Origin of the sequence: Gallaecimonas sp. GXIMD4217 (assembly GCF_038087665.1) — a bacterium.
GTDB lineage: Bacteria > Pseudomonadota > Gammaproteobacteria > Enterobacterales > Gallaecimonadaceae > Gallaecimonas.
Genome location: NZ_CP149925.1, coordinates 2,235,646 through 2,253,643 on the forward strand (window position 1 = coordinate 2,235,646; position 17,998 = coordinate 2,253,643).

The window sequence follows — 17,998 nt, forward strand, 5'->3', positions numbered from 1 at the left end:
AAGGAAAAGAAGATGGCTGGATTCAACAAAGTCGTCACGAGCTACCAAGAGGCCCTGGCCGGCCTCAAAGATGACATGACCGTCATGGTCGGGGGCTTCGGCCTCTGCGGCATCCCCGAGGGCCTGATCGCCGCCATGCGCGACAGCGGCGCCAGGGGCCTGACCTGCATCTCCAACAACGCCGGGGTCGACGACTTCGGCCTGGGGCTGCTGCTGCAGACCAAGCAGATCAAGAAGATGATCGCCTCCTACGTGGGCGAGAACGCCGAGTTCGAACGCCAGATGCTGAGCGGCGAGCTGGAGGTGGAGCTGACCCCCCAGGGCACCCTGGCCGAGAAGATCCGCGCCGGCGGCGCCGGCATCCCCGCCTTCTTCACCGCCACCGGTTACGGCACCCCCGTGGCCGAGGGCAAGGAGACCCGGGAGATCGACGGCCGCCACTATGTGCTGGAGCCCAGCCTGACCGCCGACTTCGCGCTGATCCGCGCCTGGAAGGCCGACCGCTACGGCAACCTGGTGTTCAACAAGACCGCCATGAACTTTAACCCCATGATGGCCACCGCCGGCAAGATCACAGTGGTGGAAGTGGAGGAGATCGTCGAGCCCGGCGAGCTGGATCCCAATTTCATCCACACCCCCGGCATCTACGTGGATCGCATCATCCAGGGCACATTCGAAAAGCGCATCGAACAGCGCACCGTCAGGGAGGCATGAGCATGGCACTGACACGTGAACAGATGGCCCAAAGGGTGGCCAGGGAACTGCGCGACGGCTACTACGTCAACCTGGGCATCGGCATCCCCACCCTGGTGGCCAACTATGTGCCGAGCGGCATGGAAGTGATGCTGCAATCCGAGAACGGCCTGCTGGGCATGGGCGAGTTCCCCCTTGAGGCCGACATAGATCCGGATATGATCAATGCCGGCAAGCAGACCGTTACCGCCGTCACCGGCGCCAGCTTCTTCAGCTCCGCCGAGAGCTTCGCCATGATCCGCGGCGGCCATGTGGACCTGACCGTGCTGGGCGCCTTCGAGGTGGACGTCAACGGCAACATCGCCTCCTGGATGATCCCCGGCAAGATGGTCAAGGGCATGGGCGGCGCCATGGATCTGGTGGCCGGTGCCAACAACATCATCGTCACCATGATGCACGCCGACAAGTACGGCAACTCCAAGCTGCTGGACGCCTGCACCCTGCCCCTGACCGGCGCCGGCTGCATCAAGAAGGTGCTCACCAACCTGGGTTACTTCGAAATAAGGGACGGCGCCTTCCACCTGCTGGAGCGGGCCCCCGGCGTCAGCGTCGAGGAGATCCGCGGTCTCACCGCCGGCAAGCTGGTGGTCGAAGGCGAGGTGCCGGAAATGGCCTTCTGAGGCCATTTCCCTGCCAGAAAAGAGGCCGCTGTTGCGGCCTTTTTTCATAGCAGCACCAGATCGTCCCGGTGCACGGCCACGGCACCGTAGCCGTAACCCAGCCGCGCCTCTATCTGGTCGGAATGGCAGCCGCTGATCTGGGCCAGCTCGGCGGCGCTGTAGCGGCTGATACCCCTGGCCAGCTCCCTGCCCTCATGGCAGAGGATGCGCACCACGTCGCCGCGACCGAAGGGGCCATGGACCTGGGTGATGCCCTTGGGCAGCAGGCTGGAGCCCTTGACGGTGATGGCCTGGACGGCGCCGGCATCCAGGTGGATATCGCCCAGCGGCGGCGGCCCGGCCAGGATCCACTGTTTGCGATTTTCCAGCTTGCTCTCCAGGGCCCGAAAGCGGGTACCGATCTTATCGCCCCTGGCCAGGCGGCCGATCACTTCGGGCAGCTGGCCGGTGGCGATCACCACCTCGACCCCGGCCCGGCGCGCCAGATCGGCGGCCTGCAGCTTGGTGGCCATGCCGCCGGTCCCCAGGCCCGACACGGCGCCCCCTGCCAGGGCCCTCAGGGTGTCGTCTATGGTCTTGACGTCCTCAATGAGCTCGGCGTCGGGGTTGCTGCGGGGGTCGGCGGTAAAGAGCCCGGCCTGATCGGTGAGCAGGATCAGCAGATCGGCGCCGGCCAGCATGGCGGCCCGGGCCGACAGGTTGTCGTTGTCGCCCACCTTGATCTCGGCGGTGGCCACGGCGTCGTTTTCGTTGATCAGGGGAATGATGCCGGCGTCCAGCAGGGCACCCAGGGTATCCCGGGCGTTGAGGTAGCGCTCCCGGTCGCTGAGGTCGGCCCGGGTCAGCAGCATCTGGCCCACATGGTAGCCGTAGAGGCCGAACAGCTCCTGCCACCAGTGCACCAGCTGGCCCTGGCCCACGGCCGCCAGCAGCTGCTTGTTGGCCAGGGTGTTGGGCAGCTCCGGGAAGTCCAGCACCTCACGGCCGGCGGCCACGGCCCCCGAGGTCACCACTATCACCCTGTGGCCGCGCTGGCGCAGCGCCACGCACTGGCGCACCAGCTCCACCATGTGGCCCTTGTCCAGGCTGTCCTTGCCGCCGGTCAGCACGCTGGTGCCCAGCTTGACCACTATGGTCTTGTGTTTCATCTGCTCTCCCCGAGGTCAAAAACCCCTTATAGCGGGGCCGGCCCCGCCCTGGCAAGGGGGCACAAAAAAGGCCGCCCATGGGCGGCCCCTGTAAACGGCAGTGGCTTAACGGCCTATGGCCTGCTTGAAGTGCTTGCGGCACATGGACACGTATTGGTCGTTGCCGCCTATGGCCACCTGATCCCCTTCCACCACCGGCACGCCGGATTCGCTCAGGCGCACCACCCGGTTGGCCTTGCGGCCGCAGTGGCAGACGGTCTTGAGCTCCACCAGCTTGTCGGCCCAGGCCAGCAGGTAGCGGGAGCCCTCGAACAGCTCGCCCAGGAAGTCGGTGCGCAGGCCATAGGCCAGCACCGGGATGTGCAGGCTGTCCACCACGTCGGTGAGCTGCTGCACCTGGGCCTTGTTGAGGAACTGGGCCTCGTCGATGAGCACGCAGTGCACCGGCTGCTGGCCGGCAATGCGGCTGATGCGCTCGAACAGGTTGTCGTCCGGGGCGAAGATCTCCGCCTCGGCCTCCAGGCCGATACGGGAGCTGACCTTGCCAACGCCGTATCTGTCGTCCACGGCGGCCGTGAACACCAGGGTATTCATGCCCCGCTCCTGGTAGTTGTAGGAGGACTGCAGGAGCGAGGTGGATTTACCGGCATTCATGGCCGAGTAGTAGAAATAAAGCTGTGCCACGGACGATTCTCGTCAATTCAACTGGCGCTTATGCTACGGCCTTGCGCCCGCCAGGGCAATGCACCCAGCCACAGCAGCGCCACCGCAAGACCAGCGCCCGCCACCAGCCAGCCCAGCGCCAGGCTCTGGCCCAGGGTCGCCGCCACATAGCCCAGGGCGGACACACCGGCGGCCAGGCCCGCATAGGGCAACTGGGTCAGCACATGCTGCAGGTGATCGCACTGGGCGCCGGCGGACGCCAGTATGGTGGTGTCGGACGCCGGCGAGCAGTGATCGCCGAACACGGCGCCGGAGATCAACGCCCCCAGGGCCAGGGGCAGCAGGGCCGGCTCCACCAGCTGGGCGGCCAGGGGGATCATGATGCCGAAGGTGCCCCAGCTGGAGCCGGTGGCCAGGGCCATCAGCGCCGCCACCCCGAACAGCGCCAGGGGCAGCCAGTGGCCCACGTTCAGGGCCTGGATATGGCCGGCCAGGAAGTCGCCGGCCTTGACGTCCTTCATCACCGCCGCCAGCAGCCAGGCGGCCAGCAGCAGCCAGACCGCCGGCAGCATCTGCCGGGCGCCCTCTACCATGGCCTTGAGGCGGCTACCGGGACAGGCCACGCCAGCCCACAGCAGTGAAGGCAGGGCGCCCAGCACCAGGGACAGGCCCACGTCGGTGTTCTCCAGGGCCTTGATGGCGTCGAAGGGGCCTTGGCTGGCCAGGGCGCCGGTGACGAACAGCGCCGCCATTGTACAGGCCAGCAGCAGGCCCAGGGGGCCCAGCAGCGGCAGCCAGGCGCCTTGGGCCTGCTCATCCCGCTCGGTCTTGCCGGCCCTGGCCTGGGCTGCCTTCATGGCCCCCAGGTTCCAGTCGAAGCCGGCGGCTACCAGCACCAGGGCCAGGGCCAGCCAGGGGTAGAAGGCGGCCAGGCTCATGTCCAGGAACAACCCCATGGGGGCCGCCGCCAGGGGCGCCAGCAGCGACAGTATGAAGGCCCCCCAGGAGGACAGCGGCACCAGGGCACAGACCGGCGCCGCCGTGGAGTCGATGAGGTAAGCCAGCTTGGCCCGGCTCAGGCCGTGGCGGTCCGCCACCGGCCGGGTGGCCTGGCCCACGGCCAGGCTGTTGAAGTAGTCGTCGATGAAGATGGCAAAGCCCAGTCCCACCGTCATCAGGCCGGCGCCGCGGCGGCTGTGGATGCGCCCGGCGCAGGCGTTGGCGAAAGACTCGGTGGCGCCGCCCCGGGCCAGCAGCCGGGACAGGGCCCCCAGCATCAACAGGAAGGCGACGATCTGCAGCGTCCACCAGTTGGGACCGCCGTCCCAGAGCAGCGCCAGCCCCTGGTTACCCAGGTAGGCAGGCGCATGAGTGCCAGCCAGCAGCACGGCCCCCAGGCCGGCACCCAGCAACAGGGTCGGCAATACACGCTTGGTGACAAGCACCAGGCCCAGCGCCACCAGCGGCACCAGCAGGGAGATCCAGGAGGTTGAGAAATCATTGAGTTCCATGACATTTCCTAAAACAGCTTGGAAAAGACACGGAGAACCACGGAAGGGTCAAAAAGAGATATAAATGACCGCCTCAGTAGCGCTCCATAGTGGCTCACTATGGCAGTGCTGATGCTTTTCGCATCAGCCCCAGCAAGGGACCCCGATCGGGTCTCACTTGCTTCGGCGTCGGCTCCTTTGGCCGGGGATCACAGGCATCACCCTACTCCCGGTTACTCTTAGACGACGCGCCTCTACTTGGCCAGGCGCCACTCTGGCACAGGGCTGGGCGGTCAGGCAATAAAAAATGCGCCACTTGGGCGCATTTCTTATTGGAACCGGTGTTTTCAGAGCTTTTCTGTGAGCTCGGGCACCAGTTCGAACAGGTCGCCCACCAGGCCATAGTCGGCGATTTGGAAGATGGGGGCTTCCGGATCCTTGTTGATGGCGACGATGACCTTGGAGTCCTTCATGCCGGCCAGGTGCTGGATGGCACCACTGATGCCAACGGCAATGTACAGATCCGGCGCGACTATCTTGCCGGTCTGGCCCACCTGCCAGTCGTTGGGCACGAAGCCGGCGTCCACGGCGGCGCGGGAGGCCCCTATGGCGCCGCCCAGCTTGTCGGCCAGCTTTTCCAGCATCTGGAAGTTGTCGCCGCTCTGCAGGCCACGACCACCGGAAATGACCACCCGGGCCGAGCCCAGATCCGGCCGCTCGCTCTCGGTGAGCTGCTGGGACAGGAACTGGCTCTTGTCGAAGCTGGCAGCGGCCTCGACGCGCTCGATGGCGGCGCTGTTACCCTCGCCCACGGCATCAAAGGCGGCGGGACGGGCGGTGATCACCTTGACCGCGTCCAGGGACTGCACCGTGGCGATGGCGTTGCCGGCGTAGATGGGACGGCGGAAGGTGTCGGCGGACTCGACGGCGATGATGTCGGAGATCTGCGCCACGTCCAACTTCACCGCCACCCGCGGCATGAAGTTCTTGCCGGTGGTGGAGCTGGCCGCCAGGACGTGGCTGTAGCCCCCTGCCATGGCCACCACCTGATCCGCCAGCACTTCCGGCAGCGGATGGGCGAAGCGGGCGTCGTCCAGCAGCAGCACCTTGGCGACGCCGTCCAGCTTGGCGGCGGCTTCGCCGGCCTGGCCGCAGTCGTGACCGGCCACCAGCAGGTGGATGTCGTCGCCCAGTTGCTTGGCACAAGCCAGGACCTTGGCAGTTTCCGGCTTGAGGCTGTGGTTGTCGTGCTCAGCAATTACCAGAATTGTCATCAGATCACCTTGGCTTGGTTGCGCAGTTTGTCGATAAGGGTGTCTACGTCGGCGACGATCTCACCGCCTTCACGGACCGGCGGCGGCGTCACCTTGAGCAGCTTGGTGCGGGGGCTGAGATCCACGCCCAGCTCGGCGCCATCCAGCACCTCCAGGGGCTTGCGCTTGGCCTTCATGATGTTGGGCAGGGACGCGTAGCGGGGCTCGTTGAGACGCAGGTCGGTGGTGACCACGGCCGGCAGGGATACCTGCACCGTTTCCAGGCCGCCATCGACTTCACGGGTGACCTTGAGGGCGCCGTCCAGTACCTCCACCTCGGAGGCGAAGGTGGCCTGGGGCCAGTCCTTCAGCGCCGCCAACATCTGGCCGGTCTGGTTGTTGTCGGAATCGATGGCCTGCTTACCCAGGATCACCAGCTCGGGATTTTCCTGCTCGCAGACCTTGGCCAGCAGCTTGGCCACGGCCAGGGAATCGAGGCCATCCTCGGCCTTGACCTGGATGGCCTTGTCGGCGCCCAGGGCCAGGGCGGTACGCAGCTGCTCCTGGCAGGCGTCGGAGCCGACGGAGACCGCCACCACTTCAGTGGCCTTGCCCTGCTCTTTCAGTCGCACCGCTTCTTCCACGGCGATTTCACAGAAGGGGTTGATGGCCATCTTCACATTGGCCAGATCAACGTCGGACTGATCAGGCTTGACCCTGACCTTGACGTTGTAATCAATCACGCGCTTGACCGCGACCAGCACCTTCATCGGCGGATTCCTTCTAGGCTTCTTGTACCTGGACCCACTGGCCTTTAGGCCAGACCAGCCGGGCCTTGCTTTACGGCCAATCTACTTACTGTTAACGTAAACGTCAACTTGTAAGGTCACAGATAAGAGCAGTGGGCCGGGCCGCCGGTCGACACGCCAAAGGAGCAATGATGGAACGCGAATCCATGGAATTCGATGTGGTGGTGGTGGGTGCCGGTCCCGCCGGCCTGGCCGCCGCCTGTCGCCTCAAGCAGCTGGACGACGGCCTCAACGTCTGCGTGGTGGAAAAGGGCTCCGAGGTGGGTGCCCATATCCTCAGCGGTGCCGTCTTCGAGCCCAGGGCCCTCAATGAACTGTTCCCCAACTGGCAGGACAAGGGTGCGCCCCTCAAGACCCAGGTCAGTGACGACGAGATCTACCTGCTGGGCTCCGAGGAAAAGGCCAGCCGCCTGCCCAACTGGGCCGTGCCCAAGACCATGCACAATGACGGCAACTACATCATCAGCCTGGGCAACCTGTGCCGCTGGCTGGCCGAGCAGGCCGAAGCCCTGGGCGTGGAGATCTACCCCGGTTTCCCTGCAGCCGAGATTGCCTATGACGACGACGGCAAGGTCATCGGCATCATCACCGGCGACATGGGCCGCGACAAGGACGGCAACGAAGGTCCCCAGTTCCAGCCCGGCATGCTGCTGCTGGCCAAGCACACCCTGTTCGCCGAAGGCTGCCGCGGCCACCTGGGCAAGGAGCTGCTGGAGAGGTTCGAGCTGGACAAGGGCAAGACGCCCCAGCACTACGCCATCGGCTTCAAGGAGCTGTGGCAGATCCCCGCCGACAAGCACAAGGAAGGCCTGGTCATCCACAGCGCCGGCTGGCCCCTGGACAAGACCGCCTCCGGTGGCGCCTTCCTCTACCACCTGGAAGACAACCTGGTGTCCGTGGGGCTCATCATCGACCTCAACTACAAGGATCCGCACCTGGCCCCCTTCGATGAGTTCCAGCGCATGAAGCACCATCCGCTGTTCGCCCAGTACCTGGAAGGCGGCGAGCGGATCAGCTACGGTGCCCGGGCCATCACCAAGGGCGGCTTGAACTCCCTGCCGGACATGGTCTTCCCCGGCGGCATGCTGATTGGCTGCGATGCCGGCACCCTGAACTTTGCCAAGATCAAGGGCTCACACACCGCCATGAAGAGCGGCATGCTGGCCGCCGAGGCGGTGGTGCGGGACCTCAAGGGTGAACAAGCCCTGAGTAATGACAGCTTCAACAAGGCTTTCAACAATAGCTGGCTGTACCAGGAACTCTACGAGTCCCGCAACTTCGGTCCGGCCATGCATAAATTCGGCAGCCTGGCTGGCGGCGCCTACAACTGGTTCGAACAGAATCTTTTCTCCGGTCGCCTGCCCTGGACCCTCAAGGACGAAAAACAGGACCATGAACAGCTGGAGCCGGCCTGCCGCTATGGCAAGCGCCATTACCCCAAGCCGGACGGCAAACTCAGCTTTGATCGCCTGAGTTCGGTTTTTCTTTCCAACACCAACCATGAAGAAAACCAGCCCTGCCACCTGCTGCTCAAGGATAAGGAAATCCCGATCAAGCATAACCTGGCCATTTATGACGAGCCCGCCCAGCGTTATTGCCCGGCCGGGGTCTACGAAATCGTCGAACAGGATGGTGAAAGCCGGTTGCAGATTAATGCGCAAAACTGCATCCACTGTAAGACCTGTGACATCAAGGATCCCACCCAGAATATCCGCTGGGTGACCCCGGAAGGTACGGGTGGCCCCAACTACCCCAACATGTAATTAGAAAAGCGGCCCCGGCCGCTTTTTTTATTTTGACTTGCATTAACTCCACTCCTTAATTAAAAATAGAGGTGATGTCGTATTTTTTGTTCAATCACACAGGAATTAACCATGTCTGACTTTTTGCAGATCTTGGCCAACCAACGCCGCCTGAATGCCCAAACCAAGGACCTTTCCGTTGCCGAACTCGAAGAAATCAAAGGCAAGCTGGAAAACATCATCGAGCACCGTCGCGAAGAAGAAGCCGAGCGTCAGCAGGAAGAAGTTGAGCGTCAGCGTAAAATCGAAGAATTCCGCAAGGCCATGGAAGCCGCCGGTATCTCCCCTGACGAGCTGGGCATGAGCGCGGCCGCTCCGGCTACCCGCAAGGGTGGCAAAGGTGTAAAGCGTGCTCCCAAGTACCGCATCGTTGTCGATGGCCAGGAAACCCTGTGGACCGGCGTCGGCCGCACACCCCGCGTCTTCAAGGACGTGTTGGATAAAGGTGGCAAGCTCGACGACTACCTGATCAAGTAAAAAGAAAGGGGCCTCAGGCCCCTTTCTTTTTACTCCGTAATTCCCCCGGCGTGCAGCCAAACCAGCGCTGGCAGGCCTTGACCAGCGACCCCTGCTCGGCATATCCCAGCCTCAGTGCCACATCGATCCAGGGCAGCCTTTCACGGGCAAGTTTTTCACACTGCTGTCGACGCCAGTCGTCCAGCACCACTTTAAAAGACTGTCCTTCCTCCTGGAGTCTACGCTGCAAACTCCGCTCGGAAATCCCCAATTCAAGCGCCACCTGCTCCAGAGATAACAGGGCCTTTCCCGATAAGGCGAATAAGGCGGCCTGCACGCGATGTGTCCATGGTGGTAATTCCGTGCTCTGCAGCCTGGTGTCGGCATAATGATCCAGCACCGCCAACATGGCTTCGTTGGCCTGGGGTAACGGCAGCTCCAGATAGTCCTTTGGAAATACCAGGGCATTTTGTTGCCGGCCAAATTGTACCGGCGCGTTAAGTAACGCCTCGTAACGCCCTATATCATCCAGGGCCTCATGGCAAAAAAGCAACTGGCGAGGTGGTAGATCCCGGCCGGTGATAAAGCGGGCATATTTCAACCAGCCCGCCATATTACGCTCAACAACCTGGGGCCCCAAACCCCGGTGGGATTGCCAGCATAAAACGGCCTGCTCACCTGAAATGGAAAAATCGGCCTGGCCCAGATCGGCCACCAGGGATTGAAAACGCAGCAGCCGCGTTATGGCCTCTCCCAGGGAATGACAGTTCATCACCTGATGGCCAAGCACGCCATAATCCCCGGGAAGCACATTCAGGCCCAGCAGTAACCCGAACAGCGGCTCATTGAGTTGATTGGCAGCCCAATTGAGTGCCTCATCGTAAAGCGCCGCAGGAAAGCGTTGCTCGGCGTCCTGCAGCGACGCTTCGGTCAGCTCCAGAAGCCGGAACAGTTCCTGCGATGGCGCCCCCTTCTGCTCGACCAGCAGAAACAGGGCGCGGAGATAGCCGGCGGAAATGTCGGCACCTTGGCGTCTTTTCACAATCATTTGGCGTCTCAGAGCAAGTCCCCGGCCGATACCGGTGCCACTATCCAATTCATGACAACCAGAATCAAGAGCACGATATGGAGATATGGCTATTGCTGGCCCTGGGACCGCTGTTCGGCGCCTTTATCGCCTGGGAATGGTATAGGCACCCTGATCGCTATTGTGGTCGAGAGGTGCTTTGTAACGCCTTTCTCGCCATCAGCCACCAGTTGGTGGATATCCTGGCCTGGACCGGCATCATCCTGCTTTACCAGGCCGTTTATGAGCACCGCCTCCTTACCATTGAGGTGAACGTTCTGAGCGCCCTGGGCCTGTTCATTGCCCAGGACTTCCTTTATTACTGGTTCCACCGGTCTGCGCATCGTGTTCGCTGGCTCTGGGCCGCTCATGTGGTTCACCACTCCTCCGAGCGGTTGAACTTCTCTACCGCCCTGCGCCAGAGCCTGTTCTATCCCCTGGCGGCCATGTGGGCCTTCTGGCTGCCCTTGGCCTGGCTGGGCTTTGAACCCGGACATATCATGCTGATCGTGGCCATCAACCTGGCCTACCAGTTCTTTATCCATACCCAGGCCGTGAGCAGGCTTGGCCCCCTGGAATGGATACTGAACACCCCTTCCCATCACCGCGCCCACCATGGCAAGAACCCCGAGTACATCGACCGGAATTTCGGTGGTGTGCTGATCATCTGGGACAGGCTGTTCGGTACCTTTGTGGAGGAAAAGGCGGCACCGGATTACGGTATTCCAGAGCGGAAGGTCGGACTCAACCCCTGGGAGGTGTTGACCCATGAATGGCGTTTCATGCTCGGCCAGGCCCTAAAGAAAAACCAGAGCCTGAAGCACAGGCTCTGGTTCTTGTTCGGTCCGCCGGAATGGCGCCCCGTTACTGGCGAATGCCCTCGACGGACAGAAACAGCTCAACCTGGCGGGATGCCGGACCCAGATCGAAGTTGATGTCGTAGTCTTTCAGGGTCAGGGTCGTGGTGCCTTCGAAGCCGCGGCGATAGCCACCCCAGGGATCGGCGCCGGCACCGATCTCCTTGACGGCGATGGCAATATCCTTGGTGACGCCATGCAAGGTCAGCTGCCCCTTGAGTACGCCCTCGCCGTTACCATTGGGCTCATAGGCGGTGCTGACGAAGGTGGCCTTGGGGTACTGTTTAACGTCCAGGAAATCCTTGCCACGCAGGTGCTTGTCACGCTCGGCATGATTGGAGTCCAGGGAGCCGGTATCAATCTCAACCTGGACACTGGCCTTCTCCGGCGCCTTCTCGTCGTAGCTGAACTTGCCTTCAAACTGGTTGAACTGGCCGATGAGCCAGCTGTAACCCAGGTGCTTGATACGGAACTGCACGAAGGCATGGGCACCTTGGGTGTCGATAACATAGTCGTCTGCAACGGCAGTACCGGACAGGCCGGCGGCCAATGCCAGGGCGATCAGGGCTTTTTTCATCTGTATTTCCTCATCGGTATTTAAGCATGCGCACAAGGGTATCTTTCCTGTCCGCGAAATGATGTTTCAAGGCAAAGGCGGCATGCCCCAAGGCCAGCACAACCAGGCTCAGGGCGCTGTACCAGTGGATGATGCCGGCCAGGTCTTCCTGTTCAGGCAATTCGGTGACAAGGGCGGGTACTTCAAACCAGCCGAAAACGCTGATGCCGCGGCCATCTGCGGTCGAGATCAGGTATCCGCTGATCATTACCAGCAGCAACAGCAGGTACAGGAGTGCGTGGCCAAGACGGGCAGCAAGCACTTCACCGCGACGGCCAGAGATGGCCGGTGACGGCTGGCGCCATTTCCACAGTAATCGCCACAGGGTCACAGCCAACAACACCATGCCAACGGACTTGTGCCACCAAGGCCCCAACTGGTACCAGCTGTCGTAGTAAGATAGGGTCCGCATCCAATAGCCGAGGCCAAACAGGCCGAATACGACCAGGGCGCTGAGCCAATGCATCAATATGGCCTTGAGGCCATAACGGGTATTGGTGTTTTGCCACATGAATCGGCTCTCCATAACGTGAAGGTCCAGATTACCGGAAACAACTTGAAAGAAAATCAGCTTATTTAGCAGATATTTTTCAATTCCTTAGAATTGTTTAGACTCTCTAGGCAAACTGCAGGGCGAAGCTCAACAAAATCGCCGGGGTGAGCCTCGACAAAATCGCTCCCGGCGATTTTGAACATCGGAGCGTTAGCGACGATAGCCCGCAGGGCGAGGGCCAGGAAGGCCCGAGTAACTGGGAGCACGGCTCCTGTGCAGGCGAACGCGACAAACTTGTCGGGAACAAGTTTGAATATCGGAGCGTTAGCGACGATAGCCCGTAGGGCGAGGCTCAGGATGAGCCGAGTAAACACAGGACGTGCCGGCCGGAATGAGTCTCCAGGGATGGGTGGCAACTCAAGACAATAAGGCGCCTTCGGTGGGTTACGCTACGCTAACCCACCCTACGCAGCTGGGGCTACTGGTGACCTTCACATGGGACAAAATCGCCGGGAGCGATTTTGGACATCGGAGCGCAGCGACGATGGCCCCGCAGGGGCGAAACACAGGGCGGTGTTTCGCAGCCCCCACAGCGCGCCAGCGCCGGTGGGGCCCATGGCAGAGGGGGTCGTACCACGCAGTGGTACAAAAGCAAAAGGCCTTCCCATCAGGGAAGGCCTTTTGCTTTTCTATTAGGTGCTTGGCAGTGACCTACTCTCACATGGGAAACCCCACACTACCATCGGCGCTACTGCGTTTCACTGCTGAGTTCGGGATGGGATCAGGTGGTTCCACAGCGCTATTGCCGCCAAGCAAATTCGTTTCTTAACCCGCCTTGCGACCAGTTAAGTCAATTCGGTAAAAGCTGATAACTCTACTCTTTAAGTCACTCTCTTTGAGTGCCCATCAAAACCCTTTGGGTGTTGTATGGTTAAGCCTCACGGGCAATTAGTACTGGTTAGCTACATGCGTCGCCGCACTTCCACACCCAGCCTATCAACGTTGTAGTCTTCAACGACCCTTTAGGAGACTCGAAGTCTCAGGGATGACTCATCTTGAGGCTCGCTTCCCGCTTAGATGCTTTCAGCGGTTATCGATTCCGAACTTAGCTACCGGGCAGTGCCACTGGCGTGACAACCCGAACACCAGAGGTTCGTCCACTCCGGTCCTCTCGTACTAGGAGCAGCCCCTCTCAATCATCCAACGCCCACGGCAGATAGGGACCGAACTGTCTCACGACGTTCTGAACCCAGCTCGCGTACCACTTTAAATGGCGAACAGCCATACCCTTGGGACCGACTTCAGCCCCAGGATGTGATGAGCCGACATCGAGGTGCCAAACACCGCCGTCGATATGAACTCTTGGGCGGTATCAGCCTGTTATCCCCGGAGTACCTTTTATCCGTTGAGCGATGGCCCTTCCATTCAGAACCACCGGATCACTATGACCTACTTTCGTATCTGCTCGACGTGTCTGTCTCGCAGTTAAGCTGGCTTATGCCATTGCACTAACCTCCTGATGTCCGACCAGGATTAGCCAACCTTCGTGCTCCTCCGTTACGCTTTGGGAGGAGACCGCCCCAGTCAAACTACCCACCAGACACTGTCCCTAACCCAGATAATGGGCCGAGGTTAGAACATCAAACATACAAGGGTGGTATTTCAAGGATGGCTCCACGATAACTGGCGTTACCGCTTCAAAGCCTCCCACCTATCCTACACATGTAGGCTCAATGTTCAGTGTCAAGCTGTAGTAAAGGTTCACGGGGTCTTTCCGTCTAGCCGCGGGTACACTGCATCTTCACAGCGATTTCAATTTCACTGAGTCTCGGGTGGAGACAGCGTGGCCATGGTTACACCATTCGTGCAGGTCGGAACTTACCCGACAAGGAATTTCGCTACCTTAGGACCGTTATAGTTACGGCCGCCGTTTACCGGGGCTTCGATCAAGAGCTTCGCTTGCGCTAACCCCATCAATTAACCTTCCGGCACCGGGCAGGTGTCACACCCTATACGTCCTCTTTCGAGTTTGCAGAGTGCTGTGTTTTTGATAAACAGTCCCAGCCACCTGGTCACTGCGGCTGCCGTCAGCTTAGAGAGCAAGTCTCATCACCAACAACAGCGTACCTTCTCCCGAAGTTACGGTACTATTTTGCCTAGTTCCTTCACCCGAGTTCTCTCAAGCGCCTTAGTATTCTCTACCTGACCACCAGTGTTGGTTTGGGGTACGGTTTCTTTTCATCTGAAGCTTAGAGGCTTTTCCTGGAAGCATGGCATCAACAACTTCGTTGCCGTAGCAACTCGTCTCGTGTCTCGACCTTAGGGACCCGGATTTGCCTAAGTCCCCAGCCTACGCACTTTCACCAGGACGACCGACGCCTGGCTTGCTTAGCCTTCTCCGTCCCCCCATCGCAATGAAAAGAAGTACAGAAATATTAATCTGTTTCCCATCGACTACGGCTTTCGCCCTCGCCTTAGGGGCCGACTCACCCTGCCCCGATTAACGTTGGACAGGAACCCTTGGTCTTCCGGCGAGCGGGTTTTTCACCCGCTTTAACGTTACTCATGTCAGCATTCGCACTTCTGATACCTCCAGCATGCCTCCCGACACACCTTCAACGGCTTACAGAACGCTCCCCTACCCAGCATACCTAAATATGCTGCCGCAGCTTCGGTGCATAGCTTAGCCCCGTTACATCTTCCGCGCAGACCGACTCGACTAGTGAGCTATTACGCTTTCTTTAAAGGGTGGCTGCTTCTAAGCCAACCTCCTAGCTGTCTAAGCCTTTCCACATCGTTTCCCACTTAGCTATGACTTGGGGACCTTAGCTGGCGGTCTGGGTTGTTTCCCTCTCCACGATGGACGTTAGCACCCACCGTGTGTCTCCCGGATAGTACTTTGCGGTATTCGGAGTTTGCATGGGTTTGGTAAGTCGGGATGACCCCCTAGCCCAAACAGTGCTCTACCCCCGCAAGTATTCGTCCGAGGCGCTACCTAAATAGCTTTCGGGGAGAACCAGCTATCTCCCGGTTTGATTGGCCTTTCACCCCTAATCACAGGTCATCCCCTAATTTTGCAACATTAGTGGGTTCGGTCCTCCAGTTGATGTTACTCAACCTTCAACCTGCCCATGACTAGATCACCGGGTTTCGGGTCTATGCCTTGCGACTGGACGCCCAGTTAAGACTCGGTTTCCCTACGGCTCCCCTATTCGGTTAACCTCGCCACAAAACATAAGTCGCTGACCCATTATACAAAAGGTACGCAGTCACCCCGAAGGGCTCCTACTGCTTGTACGTACACGGTTTCAGGTTCTATTTCACTCCCCTCGCCGGGGTTCTTTTCGCCTTTCCCTCACGGTACTGGTTCACTATCGGTCAGTTGGGAGTATTTAGCCTTAGAGGATGGTCCCCCTATCTTCAGTCAAGATACCACGTGTCCCGACCTACTCATCGTTTGCAACGACATCTGCCATTTCGTGTACGGGGCTATCACCCTGTATCGCGGAACTTTCCAGAACCTTCCACTATGACAGACGCTGATACACAAACTGGGCTCTTTCCCGTTCGCTCGCCGCTACTGAGGAAATCTCGGTTGATTTCTTTTCCTCGGGGTACTTAGATGTTTCAGTTCTCCCGGTTCGCCTCTGCACCCTATGTATTCAGATACAGATACCCAAGTTACCTTGGGTGGGTTTCCCCATTCGGAAATCATTGGCTCAAGCGGTTCTTATCACCTCACCAATGCTTATCGCAGATTAGCACGTCCTTCATCGCCTCCAACTGCCAAGGCATCCACCGTGTACGCTTAGTCACTTAACCATACAACCCCGAAGGGTTTCGCTGACGCGAACCATTTTCCGAAGAAAATGCCGTATGTTGACTAACACCTGGTTTTCGCCGGACACTCATCAAGTAGAGAGTGACTCGTTTAAATTTGCAGTGTTATCAGCTTTCCGAATTGTTAAAGAACCATGAAAGCCAGCGCTAAGGCTGGCTTCCAAGCAATCTGTGTGGACACTTCGAGACGTGTCATCCCTAAAGGTAAGGAGGTGATCCAGCCGCAGGTTCCCCTACGGCTACCTTGTTACGACTTCACCCCAGTCATGAACCACACCGTGGTAAACGCCCTCCCGAAGGTTAAGCTATCTACTTCTGGTGCAGCCCACTCCCATGGTGTGACGGGCGGTGTGTACAAGGCCCGGGAACGTATTCACCGTAGCATTCTGATCTACGATTACTAGCGATTCCGACTTCATGGAGTCGAGTTGCAGACTCCAATCCGGACTACGACGGACTTTATGGGATTCGCTTACCATCGCTGGTTCGCCGCCCTTTGTATCCGCCATTGTAGCACGTGTGTAGCCCTGCCCGTAAGGGCCATGATGACTTGACGTCGTCCCCACCTTCCTCCGGTTTATCACCGGCAGTCTCCTTAGAGTTCCCGACCGAATCGCTGGCAACTAAGGATAAGGGTTGCGCTCGTTGCGGGACTTAACCCAACATTTCACAACACGAGCTGACGACAGCCATGCAGCACCTGTCTCAGCGTTCCCGAAGGCACCAAGGTATCTCTACCAAGTTCGCTGGATGTCAAGGGCAGGTAAGGTTCTTCGCGTTGCATCGAATTAAACCACATGCTCCACCGCTTGTGCGGGCCCCCGTCAATTCATTTGAGTTTTAACCTTGCGGCCGTACTCCCCAGGCGGTCTACTTAACGCGTTAGCTCCGAAACCCACGTCTCAAGGACACAGACTTCAAGTAGACATCGTTTACGGCGTGGACTACCAGGGTATCTAATCCTGTTTGCTCCCCACGCTTTCGTGCATGAGCGTCAGTCTTTGTCCAGGTGGCCGCCTTCGCCACTGGTATTCCTTCAGATCTCTACGCATTTCACCGCTACACCTGAAATTCTACCACCCTCTACAAGACTCTAGCTTGCCAGTTCTAAATGCAGTTCCCAGGTTGAGCCCGGGGCTTTCACATCTAGCTTAACAAGCCGCCTGCGCACGCTTTACGCCCAGTAATTCCGATTAACGCTCGCACCCTCCGTATTACCGCGGCTGCTGGCACGGAGTTAGCCGGTGCTTCTTCTGCGAGTAACGTCACAGATGAGCCGTATTAAGACTCACCCTTTCCTCCTCGCTGAAAGTGCTTTACAACCCGAAGGCCTTCTTCACACACGCGGCATGGCTGCATCAGGGTTTCCCCCATTGTGCAATATTCCCCACTGCTGCCTCCCGTAGGAGTCTGGGCCGTGTCTCAGTCCCAGTGTGGCTGATCATCCTCTCAAACCAGCTAGGGATCGTCGCCTTGGTAGGCCGTTACCCCACCAACTAGCTAATCCCATGTAGGCGCATCCGGTAGCGAGAGGTCCGAAGATCCCCCCCTTTGGTCCGTAGACGTTATGCGGTATTAGCCATCGTTTCCAATGGTTATCCCCCACTCCCGGGTAGCTTCCTACACATTACTCACCCGTCCGCCGCTCGCCGCCCATGTCTTCCCCCGAAGGTTCCGTCATGTCGCTGCCGCTCGACTTGCATGTGTTAGGCCTGCCGCCAGCGTTCAATCTGAGCCATGATCAAACTCTTCAATTAAAAGTTTGTGCTCAATGAATTGCTGAAGTGTTTGAACACTTCGAGTTCATTGAAAATTCGTTTTTGGGAATTTTCACAACCTCGAGTGCCCACACAGATTGCTTGGTCACATTGTTAAAGATCGTTCGCTTCTTCTCGAAGCGGGAGCCGCACTCTACCGACTCCGGATTTTCTGTCAAGCCCTTTGTTCCGGCCTTTTCAGAAAACTTGAGTTTTCAGCGCTTAGCGCCTTATCTCTCAAGCGGGCCGCCATTTTACTCAGTCTTCGTTGTGGGTCAAGGCCTTTTTTCGAGGTCTTTTCCGCGAAGCCGTTCGGTGGCGACAGGGAGCTAAGTATAGGCTTGCCGCAGACAAAAGCAAGGCCGGTATACACCG

General features: G+C 59.4%; 13 protein-coding genes, 3 rRNA genes and 1 riboswitch. Of the genes, 5 read left to right on the forward strand and 11 right to left on the reverse strand.

The window, feature by feature from the left end; genetic code table 11:
- Positions 1-12 precede the first annotated feature (12 nt).
- Both WDB71_RS10965 and WDB71_RS10970 read left to right on the forward strand, forming a co-directional pair.
- Positions 13-714, forward strand: a complete 702-nt coding sequence (locus WDB71_RS10965) for a CoA transferase subunit A (RefSeq protein WP_341501630.1) — start codon at positions 13-15, stop codon at positions 712-714.
- A gap of 2 nt (positions 715-716) precedes the next feature.
- Positions 717-1,373, forward strand: a complete 657-nt coding sequence (locus tag WDB71_RS10970; protein WP_341501631.1) for a CoA transferase subunit B — start codon at positions 717-719, stop codon at positions 1,371-1,373.
- Positions 1,374-1,417: 44 nt separating this feature from the next.
- Here WDB71_RS10970 and proB read toward each other — a convergent pair whose 3' ends face one another.
- From proB to WDB71_RS10995, 5 genes are all read right to left on the reverse strand, one after another.
- Positions 1,418-2,521 (reverse strand): glutamate 5-kinase, encoded by a 1,104-nt coding sequence (gene proB / locus WDB71_RS10975; protein WP_341501632.1) that lies wholly within the window; start codon positions 2,519-2,521, stop codon positions 1,418-1,420.
- A 105-nt stretch (positions 2,522-2,626) separates the two neighbouring features.
- A complete protein-coding gene (locus tag WDB71_RS10980) occupies positions 2,627-3,205 on the reverse strand; it encodes a thymidine kinase (protein ID WP_341501633.1) in 579 nt (192 codons plus the stop codon).
- 17 nt (positions 3,206-3,222) lie between these two features.
- Complete coding sequence (locus WDB71_RS10985) at positions 3,223-4,695, reverse strand: Na+/H+ antiporter NhaC family protein (RefSeq protein WP_341501634.1); 1,473 nt, start codon at positions 4,693-4,695, stop codon at positions 3,223-3,225.
- 69 nt (positions 4,696-4,764) lie between these two features.
- A riboswitch (Lysine riboswitch) is annotated at positions 4,765-4,939 on the reverse strand.
- Positions 4,940-5,021: 82 nt separating this feature from the next.
- Positions 5,022-5,948, reverse strand: coding sequence for an FAD-binding protein (locus WDB71_RS10990; RefSeq protein WP_341501635.1), 927 nt, complete (start codon positions 5,946-5,948; stop codon positions 5,022-5,024).
- Complete coding sequence (locus WDB71_RS10995; protein WP_341501636.1) at positions 5,948-6,697, reverse strand: electron transfer flavoprotein subunit beta/FixA family protein; 750 nt, start codon at positions 6,695-6,697, stop codon at positions 5,948-5,950. Before WDB71_RS10995 ends, WDB71_RS10990 begins: the two co-directional genes overlap by 1 nt.
- A gap of 170 nt (positions 6,698-6,867) precedes the next feature.
- On the opposite strand from WDB71_RS10995, the gene WDB71_RS11000 reads away from it, so the two are divergent.
- Together WDB71_RS11000 and WDB71_RS11005 are read left to right on the forward strand one after the other, a co-directional pair.
- Positions 6,868-8,499 carry an electron transfer flavoprotein-ubiquinone oxidoreductase gene (locus WDB71_RS11000; RefSeq protein ID WP_341501637.1) on the forward strand — a complete coding sequence of 544 codons (1,632 nt, stop codon included), beginning with the start codon at positions 6,868-6,870 and terminating at the stop codon, positions 8,497-8,499.
- A gap of 111 nt (positions 8,500-8,610) precedes the next feature.
- The gene (locus WDB71_RS11005; protein ID WP_341501638.1) at positions 8,611-9,015 is read left to right on the forward strand and encodes an H-NS family nucleoid-associated regulatory protein; all 405 of its coding nucleotides are present in this window, start codon (positions 8,611-8,613) and stop codon (positions 9,013-9,015) included.
- A gap of 13 nt (positions 9,016-9,028) precedes the next feature.
- On the opposite strand, the gene WDB71_RS11010 is transcribed toward WDB71_RS11005, so the two are convergent.
- Complete coding sequence (locus WDB71_RS11010; protein WP_341501639.1) at positions 9,029-10,042, reverse strand: AraC family transcriptional regulator; 1,014 nt, start codon at positions 10,040-10,042, stop codon at positions 9,029-9,031.
- A 77-nt stretch (positions 10,043-10,119) separates the two neighbouring features.
- Between WDB71_RS11010 and WDB71_RS11015 the strand changes: the two genes are divergently transcribed.
- Complete coding sequence (locus WDB71_RS11015) at positions 10,120-10,995, forward strand: sterol desaturase family protein (protein WP_341501640.1); 876 nt, start codon at positions 10,120-10,122, stop codon at positions 10,993-10,995.
- Here WDB71_RS11015 and WDB71_RS11020 read toward each other — a convergent pair.
- The 5 genes from WDB71_RS11020 to WDB71_RS11040 all read right to left on the reverse strand — a co-directional run bounded on the left by WDB71_RS11020 (position 10,925) and on the right by WDB71_RS11040 (position 17,623).
- Positions 10,925-11,494: a YceI family protein gene (locus WDB71_RS11020; protein WP_341501641.1), complete on the reverse strand. Its 570-nt coding sequence runs from the start codon at positions 11,492-11,494 to the stop codon at positions 10,925-10,927. The two genes, WDB71_RS11015 and WDB71_RS11020, sit on opposite strands and share 71 nt — an antisense overlap.
- Positions 11,495-11,504: 10 nt before the next feature.
- A complete protein-coding gene (locus WDB71_RS11025) occupies positions 11,505-12,044 on the reverse strand; it encodes a cytochrome b (RefSeq protein ID WP_341501642.1) in 540 nt (179 codons plus the stop codon).
- A gap of 680 nt (positions 12,045-12,724) precedes the next feature.
- Positions 12,725-12,839 (reverse strand): 5S ribosomal RNA (rrf, locus tag WDB71_RS11030).
- A gap of 114 nt (positions 12,840-12,953) precedes the next feature.
- Positions 12,954-15,848 (reverse strand): 23S ribosomal RNA (locus tag WDB71_RS11035).
- Positions 15,849-16,071: 223 nt separating this feature from the next.
- Positions 16,072-17,623, reverse strand: a 16S ribosomal RNA gene (locus WDB71_RS11040).
- The 16S, 23S and 5S rRNA genes sit together here, the layout of an rRNA operon.
- Between the last annotated feature and the right edge of the window lie 375 nt (positions 17,624-17,998).